The organism is Paenibacillus sp. Y660, assembly GCF_057221575.1.
This window is the reverse complement of sequence record NZ_JBXBBJ010000018.1, coordinates 61613-87215: the sequence shown is the minus strand read 5'-3', so window position 1 is coordinate 87215 and position 25603 is coordinate 61613. Positions and strand designations below refer to the sequence as shown.

The 25603-nt window shown below is 47.2% G+C and carries 26 protein-coding genes; 2 read left to right on the top strand and 24 right to left on the bottom strand.

Annotated elements, in window-relative coordinates:
• Nucleotides 1-398: 398 nt before the first annotated feature.
• The 10 genes from groL to AC2TDN_RS19065 form a co-directional block, all read right to left on the bottom strand.
• On the bottom strand, nt 399-2024 hold the full coding sequence (gene groL, locus AC2TDN_RS19110) for a chaperonin GroEL (RefSeq protein ID WP_484689776.1): 1626 nt from the start codon (nt 2022-2024) through the stop codon (nt 399-401).
• A 74-nt stretch (nt 2025-2098) separates the two neighbouring features.
• A complete protein-coding gene (groES, locus tag AC2TDN_RS19105) occupies nt 2099-2380 on the bottom strand; it encodes a co-chaperone GroES (RefSeq protein WP_484689774.1) in 282 nt (93 codons plus the stop codon).
• A 392-nt stretch (nt 2381-2772) separates the two neighbouring features.
• Nucleotides 2773-3363, bottom strand: coding sequence for a TetR/AcrR family transcriptional regulator (locus AC2TDN_RS19100; RefSeq protein ID WP_484689772.1), 591 nt, complete (start codon nt 3361-3363; stop codon nt 2773-2775).
• A 73-nt stretch (nt 3364-3436) separates the two neighbouring features.
• The gene (locus tag AC2TDN_RS19095) at nt 3437-4603 is read right to left on the bottom strand and encodes a YhgE/Pip domain-containing protein (RefSeq protein ID WP_484689770.1); all 1167 of its coding nucleotides are present in this window, start codon (nt 4601-4603) and stop codon (nt 3437-3439) included.
• 117 nt (nt 4604-4720) lie between these two features.
• Nucleotides 4721-5473, bottom strand: a complete 753-nt coding sequence (gene tatC, locus AC2TDN_RS19090) for a twin-arginine translocase subunit TatC (protein WP_482067707.1) — start codon at nt 5471-5473, stop codon at nt 4721-4723.
• A gap of 130 nt (nt 5474-5603) precedes the next feature.
• Nucleotides 5604-5837, bottom strand: coding sequence for a twin-arginine translocase TatA/TatE family subunit (tatA, locus tag AC2TDN_RS19085; RefSeq protein WP_482067626.1), 234 nt, complete (start codon nt 5835-5837; stop codon nt 5604-5606).
• A gap of 54 nt (nt 5838-5891) precedes the next feature.
• On the bottom strand, nt 5892-6947 hold the full coding sequence (locus tag AC2TDN_RS19080; protein WP_484689768.1) for a molybdopterin-binding protein: 1056 nt from the start codon (nt 6945-6947) through the stop codon (nt 5892-5894).
• A complete protein-coding gene (locus tag AC2TDN_RS19075) occupies nt 6944-7438 on the bottom strand; it encodes a MogA/MoaB family molybdenum cofactor biosynthesis protein (protein WP_169087273.1) in 495 nt (164 codons plus the stop codon). Before AC2TDN_RS19075 ends, AC2TDN_RS19080 begins: the two co-directional genes overlap by 4 nt.
• Nucleotides 7439-7465: 27 nt before the next feature.
• Nucleotides 7466-7945, bottom strand: a complete 480-nt coding sequence (gene moaC, locus AC2TDN_RS19070) for a cyclic pyranopterin monophosphate synthase MoaC (protein ID WP_482067628.1) — start codon at nt 7943-7945, stop codon at nt 7466-7468.
• A gap of 86 nt (nt 7946-8031) precedes the next feature.
• Nucleotides 8032-8646 (bottom strand): 5-formyltetrahydrofolate cyclo-ligase, encoded by a 615-nt coding sequence (locus AC2TDN_RS19065; RefSeq protein WP_482067629.1) that lies wholly within the window; start codon nt 8644-8646, stop codon nt 8032-8034.
• Nucleotides 8647-8800: 154 nt separating this feature from the next.
• Here AC2TDN_RS19065 and AC2TDN_RS19060 point away from each other — a divergent pair, with 154 nt between their 5' ends.
• Nucleotides 8801-10735 (top strand): ABC-F family ATP-binding cassette domain-containing protein, encoded by a 1935-nt coding sequence (locus tag AC2TDN_RS19060; protein WP_484689766.1) that lies wholly within the window; start codon nt 8801-8803, stop codon nt 10733-10735.
• Nucleotides 10736-10780: 45 nt separating this feature from the next.
• Nucleotides 10781-11809, top strand: a complete 1029-nt coding sequence (locus AC2TDN_RS19055) for a phosphotransferase family protein (RefSeq protein ID WP_484689764.1) — start codon at nt 10781-10783, stop codon at nt 11807-11809.
• A 28-nt stretch (nt 11810-11837) separates the two neighbouring features.
• On the opposite strand, the gene AC2TDN_RS19050 is transcribed toward AC2TDN_RS19055, so the two are convergent.
• The 14 genes from AC2TDN_RS19050 to AC2TDN_RS18985 all read right to left on the bottom strand — a co-directional run bounded on the left by AC2TDN_RS19050 (nt 11838) and on the right by AC2TDN_RS18985 (nt 25573).
• Nucleotides 11838-12488, bottom strand: coding sequence for a response regulator (locus tag AC2TDN_RS19050; RefSeq protein WP_482067632.1), 651 nt, complete (start codon nt 12486-12488; stop codon nt 11838-11840).
• Entirely contained in the window at nt 12466-14862 is a 2397-nt protein-coding gene (locus AC2TDN_RS19045; RefSeq protein ID WP_484689762.1) for an ATP-binding protein, read from the bottom strand. Before AC2TDN_RS19045 ends, AC2TDN_RS19050 begins: the two co-directional genes overlap by 23 nt.
• A 33-nt stretch (nt 14863-14895) precedes the next feature.
• Nucleotides 14896-15066: a hypothetical protein gene (locus AC2TDN_RS19040; protein ID WP_482067634.1), complete on the bottom strand. Its 171-nt coding sequence runs from the start codon at nt 15064-15066 to the stop codon at nt 14896-14898.
• Between the two features lie 127 nt (nt 15067-15193).
• Nucleotides 15194-16123: a polyprenyl synthetase family protein gene (locus AC2TDN_RS19035; protein ID WP_482067635.1), complete on the bottom strand. Its 930-nt coding sequence runs from the start codon at nt 16121-16123 to the stop codon at nt 15194-15196.
• 45 nt (nt 16124-16168) lie between these two features.
• On the bottom strand, nt 16169-16399 hold the full coding sequence (locus AC2TDN_RS19030; protein ID WP_484689759.1) for a hypothetical protein: 231 nt from the start codon (nt 16397-16399) through the stop codon (nt 16169-16171).
• Between the two features lie 66 nt (nt 16400-16465).
• On the bottom strand, nt 16466-17209 hold the full coding sequence (locus tag AC2TDN_RS19025; protein WP_482067637.1) for an ABC transporter ATP-binding protein: 744 nt from the start codon (nt 17207-17209) through the stop codon (nt 16466-16468).
• A 538-nt stretch (nt 17210-17747) separates the two neighbouring features.
• The gene (locus tag AC2TDN_RS19020) at nt 17748-17951 is read right to left on the bottom strand and encodes a hypothetical protein (RefSeq protein ID WP_484689757.1); all 204 of its coding nucleotides are present in this window, start codon (nt 17949-17951) and stop codon (nt 17748-17750) included.
• A gap of 176 nt (nt 17952-18127) precedes the next feature.
• Nucleotides 18128-19705, bottom strand: coding sequence for a 2-isopropylmalate synthase (locus tag AC2TDN_RS19015; protein ID WP_484689755.1), 1578 nt, complete (start codon nt 19703-19705; stop codon nt 18128-18130).
• Between the two features lie 952 nt (nt 19706-20657).
• A complete protein-coding gene (gene tsaD / locus AC2TDN_RS19010; protein WP_482067641.1) occupies nt 20658-21722 on the bottom strand; it encodes a tRNA (adenosine(37)-N6)-threonylcarbamoyltransferase complex transferase subunit TsaD in 1065 nt (354 codons plus the stop codon).
• Nucleotides 21719-22207 carry a ribosomal protein S18-alanine N-acetyltransferase gene (gene rimI / locus AC2TDN_RS19005; protein WP_482067642.1) on the bottom strand — a complete coding sequence of 163 codons (489 nt, stop codon included), beginning with the start codon at nt 22205-22207 and terminating at the stop codon, nt 21719-21721. Before rimI ends, tsaD begins: the two co-directional genes overlap by 4 nt.
• Complete coding sequence (tsaB, locus tag AC2TDN_RS19000) at nt 22204-23022, bottom strand: tRNA (adenosine(37)-N6)-threonylcarbamoyltransferase complex dimerization subunit type 1 TsaB (protein ID WP_484689752.1); 819 nt, start codon at nt 23020-23022, stop codon at nt 22204-22206. The genes rimI and tsaB overlap by 4 nt, the downstream gene beginning before the upstream one ends.
• Entirely contained in the window at nt 23019-23507 is a 489-nt protein-coding gene (tsaE, locus tag AC2TDN_RS18995) for a tRNA (adenosine(37)-N6)-threonylcarbamoyltransferase complex ATPase subunit type 1 TsaE (RefSeq protein WP_482067644.1), read from the bottom strand. The genes tsaB and tsaE overlap by 4 nt, the downstream gene beginning before the upstream one ends.
• Nucleotides 23508-23524: 17 nt before the next feature.
• Complete coding sequence (gene thiL, locus AC2TDN_RS18990; RefSeq protein WP_482067708.1) at nt 23525-24616, bottom strand: thiamine-phosphate kinase; 1092 nt, start codon at nt 24614-24616, stop codon at nt 23525-23527.
• Between the two features lie 87 nt (nt 24617-24703).
• Nucleotides 24704-25573, bottom strand: coding sequence for a YitT family protein (locus AC2TDN_RS18985; RefSeq protein WP_482067645.1), 870 nt, complete (start codon nt 25571-25573; stop codon nt 24704-24706).
• Between the last annotated feature and the right edge of the window lie 30 nt (nt 25574-25603).

The following is a 25603-nucleotide window of genomic DNA, read 5'->3' as shown; positions in this document are numbered from 1 at the left end:
CTTATACTTCATTTGTGCGCCTCTTTTCGTATGTGGGTTTGTCCTTCCCGGAACAATTCACAGTATACTAGAGGCGCATTTTTCATTCAAAGCTCAAATTACTTCATTACAGGAATGGCTCCTTATTCGATAGCATACTTAAACATAAATGAGGGTATAAACACATAAGTGTTTACGCCCTTGCACTTGTAACTATATAGATTTTTCTTCAAAGTAAATCCTTTCCATGAAAAATAATCTGTCAGGTTATCTTGCCCGTCAGTTTAATGACGCACTGTCAGTCTAAAACTTTATTTTCTCTCTGTTTTGCAAGGAATGTTACCTTTCGTTACTTATACAAAAAAAGGACCCCGAAGGGTCCTCTAATCATTGATATATCAAGGGTTTTTATGATGTTATTACATCATGCCGCCCATGCCGCCCATATCTGGCATGCCAGCGCCTGCGCCCTTCGGCTCTGGCTTGTCAGCAACAACGGCTTCAGTTGTCAGGAACATAGCCGCAACGGAAGCTGCATTTTGCAATGCGGAACGCGTTACTTTAGCAGGGTCAACGATACCAGCTTCGAACATGTTTACCCATGTGCCGGTAGCTGCGTTGTAGCCTACGCCGATTTTTTCGTTTTTCAGACGCTCAACGATAACGGAGCCTTCTTGGCCTGCGTTAGCTGCGATTGTGCGAAGCGGCTCTTCAAGGGAACGAAGAACGATGTTTACGCCTGTTTGCTCGTCGCCTTCTGCTTTAACAGCAGCAACGGCATTGTATACGTTAATGAGGGCTGTACCGCCGCCCGATACGATACCTTCTTCAACCGCTGCACGAGTGGAGTTGAGGGCATCTTCGATGCGGAGCTTGCGCTCTTTCAATTCTGTTTCTGTAGCTGCGCCGACTTTGATTACTGCAACGCCGCCGGACAATTTTGCAAGACGCTCTTGAAGCTTCTCACGATCGAAGTCGGAAGTTGTTTCTTCCAGTTGAGCGCGGATTTGGTTCACGCGAGCAACGATGTCAGCGGAGTTGCCGCTGCCGTCAACGATGATTGTTGTTTCTTTTGTGATACGGATTTGACGAGCGGAACCCAGGGATTCAACCCCAGTCGATTTCAGCTCAAGGCCGAGTTCTTCTGTAATCACTTGGCCGCCTGTAAGAGCAGCGATATCTTGAAGCATTGCTTTGCGACGGTCGCCGAAGCCTGGAGCTTTAACCGCTACGCAAGTGAATGTTCCACGAAGTTTATTCACTACTAGTGTAGCTTGAGCTTCACCTTCAACATCCTCAGCAATGATTAGCAATTGCTTGCCGGATTGTACGACTTTCTCAAGAACCGGAAGGATCTCTTGAATGCTCGTAATTTTTTTGTCAGTGATCAGGATGTAAGGGTTGTCGAGAACCGCTTCCATCTTGTCTGTGTCCGTAATCATGTAAGGGGACACGTAACCGCGGTCGAATTGCATACCTTCAACCACTTCAAGCTCTGTAACGAAGCCTTTCGACTCTTCTACAGTGATAACGCCATCGTTGCCCACTTTTTCCATTGCTTCTGCGATCAGTTGACCAACTTCATCGTCAGCAGACGAGATCGAAGCTACTTGAGCGATCGATTGTTTGCCTTCGATTGGTTTCGAGATCACTTTCAGCTCTTCAACAGCAGCTCTAACAGCTTTCTCGATACCTTTGCGGATAACCATAGGGTTAGCGCCTGCAGTAACGTTTTTCAAGCCTTCGCGAATCATCGCTTGTGCAAGAACAGTTGCGGTAGTTGTACCGTCACCTGCTACGTCATTTGTTTTTGTTGCTACTTCTTTAACGAGTTGAGCGCCCATGTTTTCAAAAGCGTCTTCCAGCTCGATTTCTTTCGCGATGGATACACCGTCATTCGTGATGAGCGGGCTTCCGAATTTTTTCTCAAGTACAACGTTGCGGCCTTTTGGACCTAGTGTTACTTTAACTGCATTTGCAAGAGCGTCAACTCCGCGCAGCATTGCGCGACGAGCATCTTCACTAAATTTAATTTCCTTAGCCATTAACGTAAAACCTCCCAAAAATAGTTTAAGTAGAACTGCTATGTCTTGCCTTCTATGTGACCCTAATCGGGCTGCTATTCAAAAATCGCGTGAATTTCGCTTTCTTTCATAATCAAATACTCTTTGCCTTCGTATTTGATTTCAGTACCCGCATATTTGGAGAAAAGAACGCGGTCGCCTTCTTTAACTTCCAAAGCAATACGAACGCCATCTTTCAGCGTACCGCTGCCAACTGCTACTACTTTGCCTTCTTGCGGCTTTTCTTTCGCCGAATCCGGCAATACGATACCGCTAGCGGTTGTTTCTTCTTTCGCGATTGCTTCGATCAATACGCGTTCACCCAAAGGTTTGATCATTGAAAATAGCCTCCTTCAAAATTTTTGCTTCTTTTATTCTCGTTAGCACTCGTAACCTTCAAGTGCTAACAACTATTTTTATCATACTCATTTTCAAAGTTAATTTCAAGTGCTTGGTTTTAATTTTCCGATAATTTACACTATACCCAAAGGGACAACATTCATTCCTGACTCATTCTATTGCTTGCACCAAACTTACGTCACAAATATTTTTTATCGTTTGTTCCGCACCGAGCAGGACTTCTTCATCGTCTTTCAGCCATAAAGCAGGCAGTCGCTCGCCTTTTGCATGCTTATAAATTGTATCAACAGTTAGACAATAATAGAAGGCTGGCTGTTCTTAAAAAAATACCGCACAGCGATTTCTCGCGTACGGTATTTGTTGATTTTTGCTATATTTCCTTATATTGAAGGCCGCCCATAATGAATGTAGTCAAATCCTCGCTCAACGCCTCAAACGATGGATGCTCTTCCTCAAGCAAAATCGCCCAATAATCCGTATGTCTATGAAATAATAAGGCGCCGACAATAGACATCAATGCGGTATCAAGCGAGCGGAAATGGAACAATCCCTGTTCTTCACCTTGCTTTAGCCAGTGTCTCAGCAGCTTCCACATCGGCATGACATGCTTGCGGATTTTCTGAATGCGTTCCGTATTCATGACGATTTCCTGCTGGATGATACTGATCAGCTGTTGGTCGCTATAACGAAACCTTGTTACCTCGCGAATAATGAGATTTACACCTTTCACAGGATCAAGGGAGGGGTCAATCTTGGCGATTTGATCATTGGGAAAAAAAGTCTCGAATAATGCACCGAACATATTTTCTTTCCCGCCAAAATGATACGACACGAGCGCGACGTTAGCTCCTGCCTCCTCGCATATTTGCCGAACGGTCGTTTTTTCGAAGCCGTACTTTGCAAACAGCTTTTTGGCAGCTAACAGTATTCTGATTTTTATATCCGCGTCTCCTGTTGTCATGATCGTCCTCCATGAAAGCCTATTTCTTTTATTTTGATGTATTTCTGGACAAACAGCAAGACCAAGCTTCGCTTTACTGTCTCTGACCGGCAATAACGGCTGAAGGCTGCTGCTGCTGAACAGCTTGCCGCTTTATCGCTACAGCAAGTACGCTGACTGCAAACGCGACAATCGCGATAACGACGAGCTTCAGTGCGTCAGGCGTTGCAGCCGGACCTCCGAACAAGATGTTCATCGTTCCATCTACCGCATAAGTAGCCGGAAGGATGTCACCTAGCTTAACGTAGAAGTCCGACAATAATTCACGCGGTACGATGGCGCCTGAAGTAACAAGCTGCGCCGACAAAAACATAATGTTAAACAGCATGCCCGCCATCCCAAACAAGTATAGAAACATCTGGGATACGAAAATGAAGGTTAGCAGGAACAGCAGCTGGAACAACCAAATGTGAAGGAAGCCTTGATCCATTTGGCCGCCTAATGAAGCAAGCAAGGTCGAACCAACCAATGATACAAGCACAGCAGCCGCAATATTAATGATGCTTCTAGCACCAAATCGGCGCCATCTGCCGACAGCAGCGCTCGCAGCCATCGAAGACTGCTCGAAATTCATGCCCATGATCATGGCTCCAACATATGACGCAAGCACCATCATCATCGGAACCATCTGATTGTTCATTCCTTGAACCGCATTCGTGGACTGAATATCCGACGTAACGCGCTGCGACAATCCTTGAGCCGCTGCCGCCGCTTGCTCAGCAGGCATGCTCATGTTGCCAAGCATCGATTGAATGCCGCCTGTAACAGCCTGACGATTAACCTCTGCTGTAATTTGAGCAGCCGCTCCGCTCATAATGCTTTTGATAAGCGCAGGATTAGATTCATTAATGATATATCGAATGGATGCTGTACCGTCCGCCGCAGCCGCCTTCTGCGAGAAATCTGCCGGTACGACAACAACCATTTGAAGCTCACGCTCGTCAAGCAGTTGCTTTGCCTCTTCAAAGCTGTCTACCTTCTTCATGTCAAAAGGCAAATTTTGAATTAATCCGCTTGAAATCTGTTGACCCATTTGCTGGTCCTCATTCACAACCGCTATTCGCAATTGATCCACGCGATCAGTGACGCCGTTATAGCCCGTCATCCATATCACCGAGAATATAACTTGGAACATCAGAGCAGTAATAATGCCCACCCAAGTAGTCGGTCTTTTCATAAATGCTTGCAGTGCATGTTTCATCTTTATCCACTCCCGCTCTCTATTTAAACAACTGTTTTAAACGATTGTTTAATTATTGCGCAGGCAGGCTTGTTTTGTCAACAAAAAAAGAAGAAGAGAAATTTCCTCTTCTTCCTTCTAAGCATGATTAGGTGATTCTCCATACTCCGCTTCCCATTTGGCATCTGCCGCAAGCTGCTTTTTATACACCGTTCCGGATAGAAATACGCTAATTTCATACAAAATGATCAACGGGATCGCCACTAAAATATCGGAGATGAAATCTGGCGGCGTGATCATAACTCCGATAAGCACCATAATGAAATAGGCAAGGCGACGCATTTTGCGCAGCCGCTTCGGATTTACCAAACGAATAGCCGTCAAAAACATAATAACAAGCGGCAATTCGAATAGGAGCGATATAGGAATCAATAAGTTAAACATAAACGTAAAATATTGAGCGATGCCATACGTTTCCTCAAGGTTTAAATGCTGCGAGACCGTTCTTGTAAAGTTGAACGCGAGCGGAAACACAACAAAATACGAAAACGCCAGTCCGATCAAAAACATGATTAGAGCGAAAGGAACATATTTCAATGTGGAGCGCTGCTCGTTCTTTCGCAATGCCGGCTTTACGAATGCCCATAGCTGATAGGCAATAACAGGCAATGCCAAAATCAAGGCGATAACAAATGCAAATTTCATATACATGCCGATACCATCCCAAAGCGAGAACGTATGTAAGGAAATCGTATTGGCTGGCTTCTGGCTCATTAGAAAGTTATAGGTAGGCTGCGCGAGTATTAGCCCAACGACTAAGCCTAAGGTTAGTATAATGAGCACATATACGATTCGTTTCCGCAGCTCGCCGAGATGCTCTAGAAGCGGCATAAGCCCTTCTTCGCGCAGAAGCGCCTTGCGTGATTTTTGGTCCGAGTGGTTGTTTGCTTCCGATCCCACCTGCACTTACCTCCTTCGCTTAGCGTTTACACCCTTTTGTTCAAGAAAAAAGCGGGCCCGATTAGTCCGGAAGCCGCTTATTGTCTTTCTCGATATTTTCCGAGCGATTCACTTCAACACGGCTTGAATCCTTGTCCTTGCGATCGTCGTCATCCATGATATCCTTTGCTCCTGCTTTAAATTCACGCAGCGTCCGCCCAAATGCACGTCCAAGCTCTGGCAGCTTGTTCGGTCCAAACAAAAGCAAAGCAACCAAGACGAGCAAAATAATACCCGTTGCACCTATTCCTGACATGATGTTACCTCCTCAAAGCTTTACGCAGTAATGCTACCTCGTAAGCGTTATACACTAGCAGCCATAAAGCCCGCCGTATCCCATGCTCATAATATCTTCACGAACGATTGTATCCCCCGCCAAAATACGAGGCAGCAGCACATCGAAAGACGTATAAGGATCATGCATGACACAGCCCGGCAAGCCCATAATTGGCACTCCGTTCAAATATCCGATGAGCAGCATCGAACCTGGCAGCATCGGCGTTCCATAGCTTACGATATCCGCCCCAGAGGCTTTAATCGCGCCTGGCGTGCGATCGTCGGGATCTACCGACATTCCGCCTGTTACTAGTATCATATCATACCGCTGCTCAAGCAAATAGTGTATTTCCTTGACAATTGTTTGTCGGTCATCAGGCGCAAATCGCTGCTCCCCAACCTCTGATCCAAGCTCCTCCAGCTTGCTTCTTACGGCCGGACCAAATTTATCTTCAATTCTGCCATTAAAAACTTCTCCGCCGGTCGTTAACAATCCCGCGCGGATTTTTCGGAAGGAGCGTACCTGAATCGGCGACGCTCCACCGTTAGCCAAACGGTATTCGGCAGCAAGCCTCTCTACCGTCTCGACCTTCGCTTTCGACACTACCAGCGGAATTGCTCTCGTTGCCGCAAGCTGTTGCCTTGGCTTGACGACCGTATTTGTCTTAATCGTAGCCAGCGCAATTTCTCCTAGCTCGTTAATGGCATCAACAATGCCTTTATCTATAGATGCTAAGCCAAGCATATTAGACTTTATGCTAACTTTCCCCTCATGCGGTTCAGATAATATCAACTGATCCCCATATAGAGCCTCTGCCATGCGAATCGCTGCATCATCCTCATGGAGCTCGTTCTCGCCAAGCTCCATAACATAAATATGCTCTTTACCGATATCGAGGAGGCTCGGAATATCGGCTTCCACTACGACATGCCCTCTTTTGAATAAACGACCCTTGAACTGGCCTGGAATAATGCGCGTCAAATCATGGGCAAGCCGCATTCCAATCGCATCATATACGGACACTTCTCTAAGTATAGTGGTGCCAAGCTGCTCTGTTCCGTCCTCTGCATGCTCAAGGTTTTGACTCATAAGCTATGCTCCCCCAGCTGTCCGGATAAAATGCCCAAAGCATGCGGCAATTGATCCATGATCGCCATCAGACTCTCGTGTACGCCCTTCGGACTTCCTGGCAGGTTCACGATAAGCGAGCTGCCTCGAATACCGCATACTCCTCTGGAGAGCATCGCTCTTCTCGTCTTTTGGAGCGCTCCCATCCGCATCGCCTCTGCAAGTCCCGGAACAGCGCGGTCAATGACCTTCAGCGTCGCTTCAGGTGTAATATCGCGCTCGGCAAGACCTGTTCCGCCTGTTGTAAGCACAAGATCAGCATGGAAATACTCGGTCATTTCTATGATAGCAGCCATAATTTCATCCTGCTCATCCGGCACAATCCGGTAATCGACAATTTCTCCGCCAAGCTCTTCCTCAATTAACTCACGAATAACCTGCGCGCTTGTATCTTCACGTTCCCCGCGTGAGCCTTTATCGCTTGCTGTTAATATTGCTACCTTCCACCGCATTTACCATTCCTCCCATCCCTAGTCCGCTCATGGGTTTGACGAAATTCGGTAATCACCGCTTTTGCCGCCCGTTTTGGAAACCAGCTGCGTAGGTCCAATAACCATATCCTTTTGCAGCGCCTTGCACATGTCGTACACCGTTAAAGCGGCGGCTGATACAGCTGTCAGCGCCTCCATTTCGACACCGGTTTTTCCAGTCGTTTTTACCGTGCCTTCTATGTAAAGCTCATCCGTTCCATTATCGCTGAATACTACATTTATGCCTGTGAGCGGGAGCGGATGACACATTGGTATCCAATCAGCTGTTTTTTTGGCGGCCATGACTGCTGCAACCTGAGCGACTGCCAGCACATCGCCTTTCCCTACCTTGCCTGCTTTGATTTGTGCTAATGTGTCCGGATTCATCGTTACTTTGGTTTGGGCAACCGCTGTGCGAGAAGTGACTTCCTTCTCAGAGATGTCTACCATCCGCGCCCGTCCCTGCTCGTTAAAATGCGTCAGCTCCACCTCTATCGCTCCCTCTAGCGTAAACGACTGCTGCACCAGGTGAAGGTGTAAGCCGTTTCGTTATTATAGCTTGCCTCTATTTTTTGTTAAAGCATAAAAATGCCTGATTCCGTTATCCATCCATCCATTTTGAGATCATGCTCCAATGTAGGGACATCATCAATGAATTGTACCTCATACGACACGCCTATCCATAACGTTTTTGTCGCATTATTGATATTGGCACTTCTAATTGCCGCTTCCGCAAATCGGTCATAATATCCACCGCCGTAACCTAAACGTCCTCCTTGTCGATCGAAGGCGAGCCCCGGAACCAATACGATATCTGGTACGTAACCATCGTCGATCGGCAGTGTAACAGCGGGATTAGGCTCCATGATGCCATAGGCACCAGGCATAAGGTCGTCAAAGCTGCGCAAATAATGCAGCGTCATCGATCGATCAGTTGCGACGCATCTTGGCACGATAACATCTCTGCCTGTTCGCCAGCACCATTCAATGAGTTTGGTTAAATCAAGCTCGCTCCGAAAAGAGACGTAAACCATCAGAGCTGCTGCATTGTATTTCTCAAGCCATTTTTCCGCGTTCGCGCATGCCTGCTCTGACCATAATTTCCGCTGCTCCGATGACAAGCTGTTTCGCTTCATTGCCATCTGATTGCGTATATAAGCTTTATCGTCAAGTTGATTTTGCTCTGCCAAAAGCATTCACCTATTCTGCATCCCATCATTTTCTTTCATTAATAGTAGTTTACCACTGTTATGCAACTTTCGCCAATGTTAGCGCTCGTTTATGGTACACTGTTGAGTAGTGAAAGCATACGTTCTTTACAATTTTTTTGTTGGAGGTTTCAAAATGCTGCTGCAAGTTTCTAACGTAACGAAGAGCTACGGCGTAAATGTCGTATTATCCAATATTTCTATGCAGGTACAGGAACGGGAACGAATCGGTCTCGTAGGCGTTAACGGCGCCGGCAAATCAACGCTTCTAAAAATTATCGCTGGCGAAATGTCCGCTGATTCTGGCGCGATCCACAAAGCGAAAGAAACCAAAATCGGCTATCTCGCTCAAAATAGCGGCTTGCAATCCAATCGGACGATCGAGGCGGAAATGCGCGCCGTTTTTTCCCATTTAATCGAAGCAGAGCAAGAGCTTCGCGACCTCGAAGTCAAAATTGCTGATCCGGCGCTGCATGAAGATGAGAAGCGTTATGCCGATACACTCGATCGATATGCCAAGCGCTCAGACTGGTACCGTGAGCAAGGCGGCTTCGAAATCAACACCCGTATAAACAGCGTCCTTCACGGGATGGGCTTTGGGAGCTTTCCGCCCGATACGTTAATTGCAACTTTAAGCGGGGGGCAAAAGACACGGCTCGCACTCGCCCGCATTTTGCTTCAAGCGCCTGATTTGCTCATGCTTGATGAGCCTACCAACTATCTCGATATTGAGACATTAACATGGTTGGAATCTTATTTGCGCGGATATTCGGGAGCGATCCTAGTCGTATCCCATGACCGTTACTTCCTAGATGCTCTCGCTCAAACCATTATTGAAATCGAACGTCATACGTCCAAGCGGTACACCGGTAACTATAGTCGCTATATGGAATTGAAAGCTGCCGAATACGAAATCAATATGAAGCAGTTCGAGAAGCAGCAGGATGAAATTTCGCGTATGGAGCAATTCGTTCAGCGCAACCTTGTGCGTGCTTCGACAACAAAACGAGCGCAAAGCAGGCGCAAGGCTTTGGACAAAATGGACCGTCTCGACAAGCCGCAGGGTGACCTGAAAAAGGCTCATTTTACTTTTGAAATCGAACGTCAGACCGGCAAGGATGTACTGGCTGTAACGGATGTTTCCGTTACTTTTCCCGGCAAAGACTCGCCGATCTTCCGCAATGTCTCATTCCAGCTTACTCGTGGCGAGACTGTAGCATTGATTGGGCCAAACGGTATTGGAAAATCTACGCTGCTGAAGGTGATCGTCGGTCAGAACGAGCCCACAACAGGAACGATTCGATTCGGAACCCATGTAAAGCTCGGCTATTATGATCAGGAGCAAACGAGGCTGAACGGCCAAAACACCGTTCTTGAAGAGGTTTGGGGCAGCTATGCCCATATGGAGGAAGCTCGTATCCGAACCGTTCTCGGCAACTTCTTGTTCAGCGGCGAAGATGTGCTGAAACGGATTTCATCGCTGAGCGGCGGTGAGAAAGCACGTGTTTCGCTAGCCAAGTTGATGCTTGCTGGCGCCAATGTGCTTATTTTGGACGAGCCTACGAACCATCTTGATCTCTTCAGCAAGGAAGTGCTTGAAGCCGCTTTGCTTGATTATGAAGGAACTCTGCTCTTTATTTCACATGACCGTTACTTCCTGAACAAGATGGCAGAACGAATTGTCGAACTTAAACCGTCAGGCACGGATCATTTCCTAGGAAATTATGACGAAATGATAGAGAAAAAAAATGAAATCGAGGAAGCTCGGCTTGAGGCGCTGTCAAAACAAGCTTCAAACTCGAAATCTGCAGCTGTTTCCGACAATTCGCCTGTCAGTTCCTACGAGGCTGACAAGCAAGCGAAACGGGAGGAGCGCGCAAAGCAGCGCAAGCTCGAGCGGTTGGAGCAAGAAATCGCCTCTCTAGAGGAGAAAATAACAGAGCTAGAGGAGCAGCTTGCTGATCCTGCGATTTTTAATGACTATATCCGAATTCAAGAAATCCAAGCTGCTATTGAAGCGCGCAAAAATGCTCTATCGGCCGCTTATGAGGAATGGGAGCAATATATGTAAGGGATTCCTTTGCGAAAGCGAGACCCAAGAATGGAGGCATATTCGATGAACGCTGATTTTAAACATGAGCTTTCTGATCGTTTGCTTCAGTGGGTAATCCATGCTGTGCACCCGCAGGCAGCCATTCAGTCCATTCATCGCCTGCATGGCGGCATGTCGTCTATCGTCCATAGCATCGTACTGCAAGTGAATGACGTCGATTCAAAAGTAATATTACGGCAATTCGACAACGCGGATTGGCTGCGCGAAGAACCGGATTTGCCTAATCATGAGGCAGAAAGCTTGCGATGGGCAGAGCAGGCGAGTATTTCGACACCACGAATCCTTGCTTTTGACATGACTGGCGACGAATGCGGAATACCTGCTGTATTGATGACACATCTACCTGGTACCGTTGAGCTGCAGCCGCCTAGTATGGAGAAGTGGATCAATGGCTTGGCGGAAGCTCTCGTTCAGATTCATAAGGTTGAAGCCGACCGCTTTCCGTGGACATACTTCACATATAACGACATTTCAACCTTACTGGTTCCCTCTTGGTCATCCTTTACTGAATCTTGGGAAAAAGTCATTGCGATTGTAAAAGGTCCGCAGCCTGAGGTGAAGCACAATTTTATTCATCGGGATTATCATCCGACCAACGTGCTATGGGAACTGGGCAAAGTGAGCGGTGTTGTCGATTGGGTAAACGCATGCCTGGGACCTGCTGGCATAGACATCGGTCATTGTCGATTAAATTTAGCCCAGCTGTACAATGTAGAGACCGCTGATGCATTTTTGACTGCCTATAAGAAGCATGCCGGCCCTTCCTTCAAATATGAGCCCTATTGGGAACTCTTAGCCTTGATCGATATTTTGTTCGGACCACCTACCGTATATGCTGGCTGGCCAGCATTTGGTGTTACTGGGCTTTCCGATGCATTAATGGTCGAGCGGTTGGACAAATATATGCTTAGCTTACTAGAAAGAGCCAATAACCAGCAGCACAGCCTAAGAGGCGACAAACTCACATACAAAACGGCAGATCAAGGATTGCTCCTTAATCTGCCGTTTATTATTGATCTGATAAATGGTTAATTTCATAAACAACGGAACGATTATGAATCTAGTATTGCTCTAAGCTTATTAAGCCTAGGCGCTGCGCCTCTTTAATGGCTTCCGAGCGAGAGCGTACATTTAGCTTATCGAAAATGCGCGATAACTGATATTCCACATTTCGCTGACTTACATGCAGCATCGCTGCCAGCTCTTTGTTGCTAATGCCCGTAGCAACCTCATGCAAAATCGTTTGCTCTTTTTCGTTGATGGAAACATCCTCGATCGTCACTTCTGAACGACCAATGGTAACCTCATGACGTCTAAGCTGCTTTAACAGCGAAATCGGAATAACGGTGTCGCCTCGCATCGCGCTGCGTATAGCGTTGTGCAGCTGCTCTCTGGATACCGTCTTGGATATAAAGCCGGATACCCCTGACTCAATGAGCAAATTAAAATGTGATCCGATCTCGTAACCGGAATAAATAATGACCTTGCGTTCGGGATCCTGCTGAATTAGACGCTTAGTCAATTCTAATCCACTAATGCCAGGCATATTCAAATCGCACAAAATCAGATCAAAACGCTCAATTTGCACGATATCAAGTGCTTCAATAGCTGAGAGAACAACCGAAACCGACATTTCACCATCTTGCTCAATCATGTTTTTTGTTCCTTCCCCAACGGAAGGATGATCATCAACTAATAAGATACGAATCACGCGATATTCCCCTCTCCGATCTGCCGGTTGTCATGTCTTCTGGCAACAAAATAACAACCTCTAGGCCGTTACCGCGTTCCGAATAAAATGAGATGTCACCTTCTAGACCTGTCACCCGCTCTTTAATACCCGACAAGCCCATATGCTCAAAAGAAACAATCATTTGATTGACATCCATTCCGATTCCATCGTCCTGATATCGGAAATATATCGTTCCTTTACGTAGCTCGAGCTCGAGAGTAACTAGTTTTGCCTGTGAATGCTTGTCCGCATTGCGCAACAATTCTTGCACGATACGATAAATAGCTGTAATTTGCTCCTCGTTCAGTGGACGGCAGAATGCATTTGCACGGAAATCAACTGCAAAGTTCACACGCATTTGCGTATGCTCAATGATCGACTCAACAGCCTCAACAACGCCCATCTCTTTCAGAAGAGGCGGCCGCAGCTCATTGCAGGTTTCGCGAATCTGATGGATGACATCTAGCAGTCCCTCTTTGATGTCCTCCAGCTCACGCTCCAGATTATCAGAAATCGGATAGTCCATCATAATGGACTCAAGCTTTCGGTACCATAGAAGCTGATCCTGAAGCGCAGAATCATGCAAATCCGCAGCAAGCTTTCTTCTCTCGTTCTCAGAAAGACAGAACAGCAGTCGTAGCACCCAAGGCGATGTAGAATGCTCTTTGCGAACCTCAGACTCCAGATCCTCGATCAAACCTTCAATTAAATACAAGTTCTCAAATACGATGCTCGCGTAGCTGGACATCGTCTTTAGCCAACGCAGCTCATCCGAGTTAAAACGGGTATGGTTCGTTTTCATCCCAATCCATAAAATATGGTGTCTTGACCGCTGTCTGCCTATAACAAGACCTAAGCCGTAAGGCAGTTCGATTAATTCGCCAACTTGAAGGGAATTTACCGTCCCAAGCAAAAACTCTGCAGTGATGAGCTCCTCAGGGTGCTCTCCAATCGGATATACGGTATTCTCCGATTGCTCCACGATCATAAAATCAATTCGTTTTACCGGCAGCAGGTCTGAAATTTCTTGCATCAGAACCGCTTCCAAATCGGCTTGCTTCATTACTCTCGCAACCTTGCGTGAGAACCGGTCAAGGCTGTCTTGATAGCTGTACATCGCCTTAAAGAGCTTTGGTCTGAAACGCTGGTCAATTTGTTCCTTCGCATATAGAAATAACGTCATACCGACGTAAATGACAAAAAATACGCCAAACCATACGGACCATGACGGATTATTCTCACCTATTATTACAAATGTCACAAGAGCGGACACAATAAAAGACGGGATTAATGCAAGCGCTGTATAATACTTAAATCTTGTTAATATAAAATCGATGTCAAACAATTGATTCGAGGTTGATAGATAAAAATAGACGATTGGCAAAACGAATAGGAAGAGAGCTGTAAATGCAGCTGGCAAAACCTGATCCTTGCCAATGATTTGAGGCAATAAATTCAATAATGCAAATGGAGTAAAAGCTACAAGATGAGAGATCAGTGTAATGGTGAACAAGGAATGCATCTTTGTACGTCGATGATTAATAAACTTTCGAATTAGCATATAAACGCATACAAAATTACCTACCAGCACAGAGCTGCTATAGGCTATTTGGATATAAGTATAAATATGGCTGGATGCCATATTTGTCCATATATAAAGCAAACTTCCAATGCCAACTAATCCAACAAGAGCGTAGAGCGTATTCAATGCTCGTTTGCTAATAAAAAGAACATCAAATCTCTGCAAAAAGATATTCATAAAGCTCATAAACAACAATGGGATATTTGGTAGAACCAAATAAATAATAGTAAGTCCAACCGGATCGCTGCGACTTGATGCTGCAGAACTAAAGTAGCTCAAGCCAATAGAACTAAAAAACAAAATTAGGAGGATTGCTGCTGTATCATTTCTCCGTTTAGCATACAAAAATCCTGAAAAAGCGCAAAAAATAATGAGTGAAACGCCAGGGATATATAATTGAATAAACAGCTCCCACAACGAATGGTCACCTGTCCATCCCTTCGGAAATTCAATCATTTGAGTCCCATTATCCCTATGTAAAACTAGAACATTATCTGCATATTCAATTGAATTATATTTTCTAACATTTTCAAACTCCTGAACTGGCTTTCCATTCACTTCTAAAACTTGATCCCCAATTTTAATTCCTTTTACTTCTGCTTGTCCCGCTGGTTCTAATGACTTTACAAAATAACGGTGACCGGTCTCCTCCAACAGTACAGCACCAATAGAAGGAATTCTTACGATCACTGCAGTTAAATATAAAATAGAAGCTAGAAAGACAAGCAGGAAGAGGATGGCTATAATGCGGTTAAAAAAATTCTGTCTCATGCACTCCTCTTCCCTTCTGACAAAATCATTATGCTAGTTCCACATGTATGCGTATCCGCTGTTTTTTTCGTTTTTGTTCTTTAGTTCACCAAGAAGAGCTTTTTGTTCTGCAGCAGAGACACCTGCAACTTGCAATTGTCCACCCATAGCCATAGACATTTTTTCTGTACTGCTTACCAACTGACGAATCGCTTCTTTTAACATTTTAACTCCTCCGATTCTCTACTAAAATTTTGAAATCATATTACTTCTCTACTATAACAGGAATAGAATCGACAATAAACGCAAAAGTGATTCGTATTTACCGAAATGACTTTTGCGTGGTTTGTAATTATGCAATTTTTTGGTTTAAAATATGTAAAAATGTCGATTTCCAAGGACCTATCTCCTGAATAGTGTCTACTAACTCTTCAAATCTATTGTAGTGCATCCTGCTCATGACTGAACCATACAGTATAGTTCCGGTTCTTTCGCATGTTTCGAGAAAAAGCTCACGCTTCATAGCTACTTCCTCTATAGAAAGCCGACCCTCGAAATAATCTTTAATCCATCGATCCTCGTCTGCCTCGCTCTCTATTAAATAGAGAGTGAGCAGCGTACGCTTGCACTGGAGGAAATCGCTCTTATCATCCCATCTCAGCAAATCCCGAAGATCATTTTGAATTTGGGCAGCTACGCCAATCTCAATCGCATACTCCGCTACTATGCTATTCCAGGGCTGGCCGGCAAGCATAACACCGGTCATACAAGCGAGCTGCAGCAATGTCGCTGATTTTTGCTTAACCATGTCCAAATAGGACTGCTCGTCCGCAATATCATTCATAATGTCGAGCATTTGACCGTTCGCTGACTGAAGCAGCAGCCTATTCATCATTTCCATAAGCGCTATTCTCATCTCATCATTCGTCGCACAGCTCAACATCGCTTGCTGGGACAACGTTAGCAGCGATGAGGCGACATGAATCGCAATAGGCTGTGGAGCCTGCATCCATGCCTTATGCGGGGCGTCCTGATCCTGCAAATCATCCAATATATCCGAAGCCAAAATAAACAGCTCTACGGCAGCTGCAGCCTCGTATACTTCGTCGCCAATACCGCCAAACATGCGATAGTGAATGACGGTCATCTGTCCAAATCGAATCGTTTCAGCCAGCTTGTCTTCAATAAAAACCTCAGCAAATCGCGCAAGAGGCTCAGCAGTAAAAAACCGCTGAACCATCCTTTGCATTTGTTGACCAATGAGTGGGATACAATCGTTCACAAGCGAACCTCCGCTAAATCAAGATCATTCTATTATACTATGAAATTATAACGTAAACATACGGTGAACCATAGTAACAAAATGAGTTAACGAACGATGTTTAATTATGCCGTTGCAGTCGCTGAACCATTTGCGCTTTTTTTCCGTCGGAATTTCCTCTTTCTTATTTCCCCCCTCGCTCATTTGATTTATTAGGGTTGCAATCATCTCCATTCTTAATTCAAGTAATTCCCTGCGCTCGACTGACGGACTTTTGATGCGATCGCGATGATCCATTTCTAAAAAGCCCTCCTTGAAGTAAACAGATCCATGTGATGTCTTTTTCTTAATTTTTGATTTTCCTTATACGCTGACACTCCTATTCAGTTCAACTGCGTGATGCATATACACTGCTTCCATCGTCATGCCGCCGCCTGGCAGCTGTGCGATAAGCGACGAGGGATTATCGCATGTAATAAACTCACCTTTTCGCATAACGCAAACACGATTGCAATTTCTTTGAATTTCCTCCATGTCATGAGAAGCAACAACGATTGTTTTCCCCTGTTGCTTAAGCAGCTTAAGAAGAGTCCAATATTCTTTTTTGGCTTGCGGGTCCAGACCCGTTGTTGGTTCATCCAAAAATATGATTTTGGGATCATTTACTAATGCAATTGCTAGTGCTGTGCGCTGTCTCCAGCCGCCGGACAGGCGCTTTACTAATTTATCCGAATATGGGCTAAGTCCAAATTGTTCAATGATACGATCCAAATTATTTTTCCGTTTATAGAAGCCTTGAAAAAGCTCCATTGCCTCGCGAACATTCATTTTATCGACTAAGGACGTGCTTTGCAAATGAATCCCAATATCTTCCTTCAACCGTTCTGCATCATGAACCACATCGTGGCCGTATATGCGGATGCTTCCTTGGTCTGGCATACGAATACCCATTAGCATTTCGAGCAGCGTCGTTTTTCCTGCACCGTGCGTACCGATAATTCCGAAAATCTCTCCTTCATTTACTTTGAAGGATACCCGATCCACTGCCTTATTCGCGCCATAGTACTTGCTGACCGAGCTTACATGAATGATCGTTTCCTTTTCCATTCCTTGGTTAACCTCCATTCACACTTAAACTTTGCGTGAGTTATTCGTTATACGGTGAGATATATGTTTTAAGTATGCGTCATAGTTTCACGATAACGCATATCGCAAACTTTTTCACCGAAAACATGACTAGTAATTCACGCAAAAATTTTGCGCGACCGCAATGTAAGCGCAACCATAAGCAAAAGAAAACACATCATTCCAAAATAACTAAAAATTAGCTAATTATATTTATCCACAAAAATATCAACAACTCTGTATAAATTGTTAGTTAATTCTGTCGATAATACGCAGGCAATATGGTAGCATTTTCGCGGTTTTCGTCGTTTCATAGGTACAAACTCATACAATCCCAATTATTTATCCATGTTATACACATTATCCACAACTAAATCATGAAAAAACTATCCCCTTTTCGCTCACAATATGAAGGTTGAGTAAATCCAGTGTTTTCAGGCTTTTCACAATCTTATACACAAAACAGCACTCGATTGTGGATAACTTTGTGCACAACACTAAAATTGTCAAATAGATGGTGTTATTTTCTTCTGCCGATATACAGCAAATGCGAGGAGGTTCCTAGTAGATGAACATTGTCCGCGGAAGCGCAAATAAGCTCCATGCATTTCGCATACTCGCCCTCTCCAAGCGATTGCCAATAATCGAATTGCTCCTGCGATAGAGCGCCGGCAACACTCGATGATCCAATCAATTTGACTGTTTTAAAGCCGTGTCCTTCCATTAATGGCTTAATATCTTCTATTAAATGATAGTAGACGCCCGTGAACCTGCCTTCATCCGAAATTTACGATAAACTCAAGGGGCGCTCTTTCGAGACGCCCCCATTCATCAAATTGGTTGTAGTATTGAATGATTTTATTCATTATAAACCACTCCCCTTATGGCTTGAGCCAAAAATCATTGAACCGCTTTAGCTTTAGTTTTAGCCGCACTAGCCTCAACATGTCTGCTTCCCGTCGTCATAACCGCCTGATTACAAGCTGCGATGTAGGCTTGTGCCGCGGCAAGGACAATGTCTTTATGGATAGAAGTACCGCGGAAACGCTGCTCCATGTGCAAAATGCTGACAACCGCTTCTCCATGGGCATCCTCGCCTGTTGATAAAGAGTGAAGCTCCAGATCCTCGAATTCAGCTGCTACCGGAATCGCTTGCTGAATTGCATGGATAACCGCTTCCAAGGGACCTGCTCCCATCGCAATATACGACTGCTCCGTGCCAAATTCATTCTCACGGATCGTTACTGTAGCTGTCCTCGAGCGCTGCGTACCGGCACTGACATGCAGATCTACCATCACGTAGGGATCTGGCTGCGTCTGCGTCAGCTCGCCTGCAATACGGATCAGCTCGTCATCCGTAACGATTTTTTGCGCATCTGCCGTTTCCTTGAATTTGTCGTACACATCCTGCAGCTGAGCATCCGTCATGTCGATGCCGTATTCAGAAAGGCGGTGCTTAATCGCATGGCGGCCGGAATGCTTGCCTAGTATAATCATGTTCCGCGGGATACCCATCGCTTCCGGATCCATGATCTCGTACGTATTGCGGTTTTTCAGCAAGCCATCCTGGTGAATGCCCGATTCATGCTGAAAGGCATTGCGTCCGACGATCGGCTTATTGTAAGCAATTGGGAAATGCATGGCGCGGCTTACCATTCGTGACGTTTCAAAAATCTCTCCGATTTGAATGTTGGTTTCCGCTTGAATCGCATCATTGCGCGTTTCGATAGCCATTACCAGCTCTTCCAAGGAGCAGTTGCCCGCCCGCTCGCCGATTCCGTTTACCGTTACTTCGATTTGTGTAGCGCCTCCATGGATTGCCGCAATGCTGTTAGCTACCGCTAGACCAAGATCATTATGACAATGTGCGCTGTATCTTACCGTCTCGCCGCCTCTCGCTTGCTTCCGCACAGCGCGGAACAACTCGCTCATTTCCTCTGGCATGGCATAACCAAGCGTATCAGGAAGGTTGATGATCGTTGCTCCTTCGGCAATAACCGCTTCTACGAGCTGAATGACAAAATCTCTGCCTGACCTTGTGGAGTCCATTGCCGAAAACTCAATTTCATCAACGAATTGTTTCCCGTATGCCACCATATCGCGGGCGATTTTGACGACCTCGTCCCTTGATTTGCGCAGTTGATGATTAAGATGAATGTCCGACGAGGATATAAATAAGTGAAGCCGTCTCCGCGCCGCATCCTGAGTCGCTTTCACTGCAGCGTCAATATCCACCTTTACCGCTCTAGCGAATCCAGCGATCTCCACATGCTGCAGTTCTCGGGAGATTTGCTGTACCGCTGCAAATTCGCCGGGGCTGGATACCGGGAAGCCGGGCTCAATGACATCGATGCCAAGTTTCCCAAGCTGGCGGGCAATGATGATTTTACGTTCAGGATCAAGGGAAGCACCTGGCGATTGCTCGCCATCACGCAAAGTTGTATCAAAAATTTGAATTTTTTTCATTTCGTTTGTCATCGTTAAGTCCTCCTAAAGGTTGGTTGGATTGTTTTTGGGTACAAAAAAAAGCTCGACGTCTCCTTGTAAGAGACGACGAGCTTTACGCTGCCGTGGTACCACTCTAATTGGCCAGTCCTTGCTGCAGAAGCTGGCTGAGACTGCCTCAAAGAGGGAAGCCTGCTGCTTGCTGCGGGGATCTGAGCCCGCTTAAATGCCGGATGACGGCGGCTAGCCGTAACGATGTAGTCATTTTGTCCGAAGACAACCCGATTCCACCGTTCCGCTCCCAGGCGAGATTCAAACCTCAGCTTCGACTGCGTCGCACCACCCCGCAGCTCTCTGCGCGATTTCGATCGATTGTCTCATCACAGTATGATGAGACAGCTTCGAAATTCGCTTTGCCAGCCTATTGTTCTACTGCTCCTGTTCATAGCGTTTCCACTCTATGTTGTTTGTTCCTTATCGTATTCATGCTGGATACTTCAATTCCTGGACAACAAGAAAAGCCTGTCGTCTCTTGAATCAAGAGACGACAGGCTATGAAAGACCCGCGCGGTACCACCCTTGTTGACACCCATACGTTCGCAAACGAGCAGGGACGCCCAACTTAAGCATATGGCCAACTCCGGATGTTGACTCACATGCACCCGATTACGGTGGTTAACCGTAACAATGTACCTGCATGGCTATTGGCAATTGACTAATTGCCGCCATCGTTTCCACTGTTCCGCTCCCAGGTGAGCTTCAAGCATCCTTCGACTGCGTTGCACCATCCCGCAGCTCTCTGCATCTCAGCGATGGATGAATGAAGCTCATTCATACCCACCCTGCCGACATTCCCGGACAAGCTTTACTGTTCCTGTTCCTTGCGTTTGTAACGTATGAGGTTGAAGTTTGTAGTATTGTTGCTTATTATATGCCCTTCAAAATAGTCTGTCAATTCCATATCCAAATATTTTTTTGAATAGAATCATCTGCCCACAGACCAGCTCTCCAGCGAGAAGCCAGGATCCGCCTTCATATCGAGGTCGGTAAATTCCGAATGCTTTAGCTTAATATAAGCAGCCGCACCAATCATGGCAGCATTATCCGTGCAGAGCGAATTCGGAGGAATGAGCAGTTGCACCCGTTCCGACTCGCAGCGAGCCGTTAGCGCCGTTCTAAGGCCCTTGTTAGCAGCTACGCCGCCGCATAGCAGCAGCTGCTTCGCACCAAATTGGCGTACAGCGCGCAGCGCTTTTGTAACGAGCACCTCCGTAACCGACTCTTGGAAGCCGCGTGCCAAAGCTGGCTCATTAAGCACTAGCCCCTTCATTCGCGTCTGGTTAATAACGGCAAGCACCGCTGATTTCAAGCCGCTGAAGCTGAAGTCGTAGCTATCCGCCTCAAGCCATGCCCTAGGCAAAGCAATCGACTCCTCCGCTTCGACTGCAAGCTTGTCAATATGCGGACCGCCTGGGTACGGCAAGTGAAGCGCACGCGCAACTTTATCGTATGCTTCACCGACCGCGTCATCTCTTGTGCGGCCAACGATACGAAAATCACCCTCGCTCTGAAGCAGCACAAGCTCGGTATGACCGCCAGAGACAACAAGCGCCATACTAGGATAAACGATGTCATGCACAAGCTCGTTAGCATAAATATGACCTGCAATATGATGTGTGCCGATAAGCGGAATATTAAGTGCCATAGACAAGCTTTTGGCAGCTACAACGCCTACGAGCAATGCGCCTACGAGTCCGGGTCCCTGCGTCACCGCAATGGCCGACATATCCTTTAGCGTAAGGCCTGATTCCTTAACAGCCTGCTCGATGATCAGTGTAATCGACTCCACATGCTTGCGTGAAGCAATCTCCGGCACTACGCCTCCGAAGCGTTCATGAATCTCGATTTGACTGGATACCACGTTCGATAAAATATGCTTGCCGCCGCGGATAACAGATGCCGATGTCTCATCGCAGCTTGTTTCTATCGCCAAAATAATATCATTCGCCCGCTCGGCGTTTGCTGTTCTCTCTAACTGACTCACGTTCATTGCTCCCCTGTCTTCAGCTGCTCATGGTCAAGCTCTGCCCACATAATAAGCGCATCTTCATTGTTATCCGAATAATAGCGCGGGCGAATGCCTGATAGCTCAAAGCCGTATTTTCGATAAAGCCGCTGCGCGATTTCATTGGAAGGACGAACCTCAAGCGTCATTTTGACAGCGCCAAAAAAGACAGCCGTCCGCTGCAGCTCCATCAACAAGCAGCTGCCCAGCCCTTGTCCGCGATAATCCGATCTTACCGCAATATTCGTGACATGCGCCTCGTCCATAATGACCCACATGCCGCCGTAGCCGATAATTTGCTCCTCATATTCCATAATCATATATCTGGCAAATAAATTGTTCATCAGTTCATTCGTGAACGCCTCTGTCGTCCAAGGACTCGAAAACGCCTCCTGCTCAATCGCCACTATTGCTGGAATGTCAGCCATCGTCATCGCGCGATAAATGAGCTTGTTCACGTCGATATTCATACCTTCGCTTCACCTTCCTGCTTTGCCTTCCATACGACTTCAGCTTCGGTTAGCTGCGTGTAGTTAGGAATAAAAGTATGGGGGTTCTCGGTCAGACCTGCCTCCAGCCTCATGCGTCCAAGCCAAGCGATCCATTTTCCTTCTTGGACAAAAGGCTGCAGCCGGACGGTTACCCCTGCTGAAGCGCCGATTTGCTGCAGCCGCTCTGCTTCCTGCCCATGAAGCGACAAATCTCCCACCAAGGAGATGCTTCGAACTGCACCCGCCGGCTGAACAGCCAAACGCTGCTCCAGTTGATCGACAAAACTCTTCATAAGCCGCACGCCATCTTCTGTCCAGCGGCTCCATTGATTCTTATTCGTCATCTGGAAACAAGACGAATAAACTTGACCGCGCCTAGCGTCCATGATTGGGAGCACCCAATGTTCTCCATCAAGTGCTTTCGTCTCTTCCGCTTCCGCGTCCAATGATTGATGCCACGCTCCGTAAGCAAGCGCCTCAAGGCTGGATACGCCTACAAGAGGCTTATTCCATACCCAAGCAAGCGTCTTCGCGACCGATACCGCAATGCGCATTCCCGTGTAGGAGCCCGGCCCGTTGCCAACAGCAATCGCTTCGATGTCCGTTTCCGCAATACCGCTATTTTGCAGCATATCCTTGATATGCGTCACCACATGAACCGAATGATTTCTTTCCGCTAACGTTTGAATTTCAGCCAGCACGTCATTTCCGTTAACGATAGCCGCAGCCATCGATGCCGTCGACGTATCTAATGCCAAAATCGCTCCCGCTTGATTGTTCTGTTCCAATCTCATCTGCCCGCTCCTATCTCATTCACGGATTCGCACCAGCTTGCGTACAGTTGCCCGTAGCCAGTCAATTGAATACGCCGCGCTTCATCGCCAAGATGCTCGATATACAGCTCCAGACGCTCGACTGGCAGCAGCTCTTTAATCAAGCTTGCCCATTCCACGATCGTTACGCCATCGCCATAAAAATAATCATCCAAACCCAGCTCGTCCGCTTCCGCAAGCGAAAGCCTGTATACATCCATATGATAAAAGGGAAGCTTATCCCCTTCGTATTCTTTAATAATCGTAAATGTCGGACTGTTTACAATGCCCTTTACGCCTATAGCTTCGGCAAAAGCTTGCGAAAACCTCGTTTTGCCAGCGCCAAGATCGCCGTCCAGCGCAAGCAGTGCGCCTGCATTTGCCAAAGCAGCAAGCTGCCGAGCCAAAGCTATCGTATCCTGTTCCGATTGTGCCATCCAAGTGGCCTTGCCTACCTGCTGTTGCATGCTTTTTCACCCGTTCATCACAAAAAATGATTGTATCCGCGCTTCTTAAGATTTACCCGCTTCTCGTTTTGAGACTGTTGTCCATTTCCCTTGCCCACTTGATTATAACGTATAAGCTCTACGCCCGGCTCGCCCGGCTCGGCCTCCCCAATGATAAAAAAAGGAATGCCTTCCTGCTGAAAGACAAGCTGCATCATTTCGGCATCCTTGGCTGCCATCGTACCTAGCAATACATAATCCTCTCCGCCATAGAGCATCCATTCTAGCGGATCAACGCCTACGCTTGAAGCGTAGGCCGCCATGCTTCCGCTCCTTGGGAGCAGCTTCTCCCGCAGCACAAGCCGCAGTCCCGAAGCCTCCGCGATCTCCCACGCCTCGCTCGCTAGACCGTCGCTCACATCATTGAGCGAACGACAGCTTCCCCGCGCAAGCAGCAGCCTACCTGCCCGCACCGATGGACTTGGCCGCTGATGCGCCTTCACCAAAGCGCCTAACGCCTGGTCCGCCCCAGCCGCGGAAGCGTCAGCTGTACCTCGCGCCTCCTCGGCAAGCAGCGCGTGCAAGCCCGCCGCCGACATGCCGACCGCGCCGGTCACAAACACCGCATCGCCCGGCATAGCGCCCGAGCGTCGCAGCTCGCGCCCCGCTTCAACGGTTCCCGTCACCGTTACCGCCACAACCAAATGCTCCGGCGACGACGTCGTATCGCCTCCCGCAACAGCAACCCCGTAGCGCTCGGCGCACTCGTACAGCCCATCATACAGCCTCCGCATCCGCTCCGGCGTATACGCGGGCGGCACGCTGACCGAGACGAGCGCATGCAAGGGCACGCCTCCCATCGCGGCAATATCGCTGATGTTCGCGGCAAGCGCCTTATAGCCGACATCCTCGTCCCTCATCGTCGACTGCTTGAAGTGGACGGTCTCCACCATCGTGTCGACCGCCAGCAGCAGACGCTTCGGCTCGGCTACGCCATCCGCGGCCGCGGCTGGATCAACAACGGCGGCATCATCGCCGATACCGACTACAATGCCTCGCTGCCGCTGCCACTCGTCCTCTTGCCTGCCTGACGTCCAGTGATGAATGCTCTCAAACTCGTCCAATGCGATGATCTCCTTCGTCCCTATTCGATAGCCTGTCGATCGATGACAAGCCGAAGCGGCTCCGCCGTCCCTCTTCGAGGACTACTATCATCATTAGTGAATATCCCGTTTCTTAAACCGTCCGCCCTTCACATCGTGAATATTGCCGACTGCGAGGAAAGCGACAGGGTCCAGCTCATGCACGATCGACTTCATTTTCGCTTCCTCAAGCCGCGTAATGACACAGAAGATGACGCGCTTGTTTCCGCCCGTAAAGCCGCCCTCACCGTGCAAATAAGTAACGCCGCGACCAAGCCGGCTCATAATAGCTGCGCCGATTTCCTTGGCTTCGTCACTAATGATCCACACTGCTTTCGATTCATCAAAGCCCTCCATCGTAGTATCTATCATCCTAAACGCAATGTAATACGCGATAAGCGAGTACATCGCCCGATCCCAGCCGAACACAAAGCCCGCGCTGCCAAGTATAAATAGGTTAAAGAACATAACCGTCTCGCCGACCGAGAACGGCAGCCGCTTGTTAAACAAAATGGCGATGATTTCCGTGCCGTCAAGCGATCCCCCGAATCGAATAACCATGCCGACTCCGACGCCTAATATGACACCGCCAAAAATAGCAGCCAGAAAGGGCTCTACCGTAAGAGGCGGCACCGGATGAAGCAAAAACGTTCCCAGAGACATAACCGATACGCCATACAGCGTCGAGATTGCGAAGGTTTTGCCAATTTGCTTGTACCCGAGAAACAAAAAAGGAAGATTTAATACAAATAGAAACAAACCAAGCGGCACTTTCGTTAAATGCGAGGCCATAATCGATATACCAACAATACCGCCATCAATAATGTGATTTGGTACAAGAAAAATTTCCAGACCAACCGAGACCAGCGCCGCACCGAGTGTAATAAACAGCACTCTTCGCAGCACTTCCAGCTTGGATAGCTTGTGGTGCTGTAATGTTCCCATAATAGAATGCACATCCCTTACTAGCGCTAT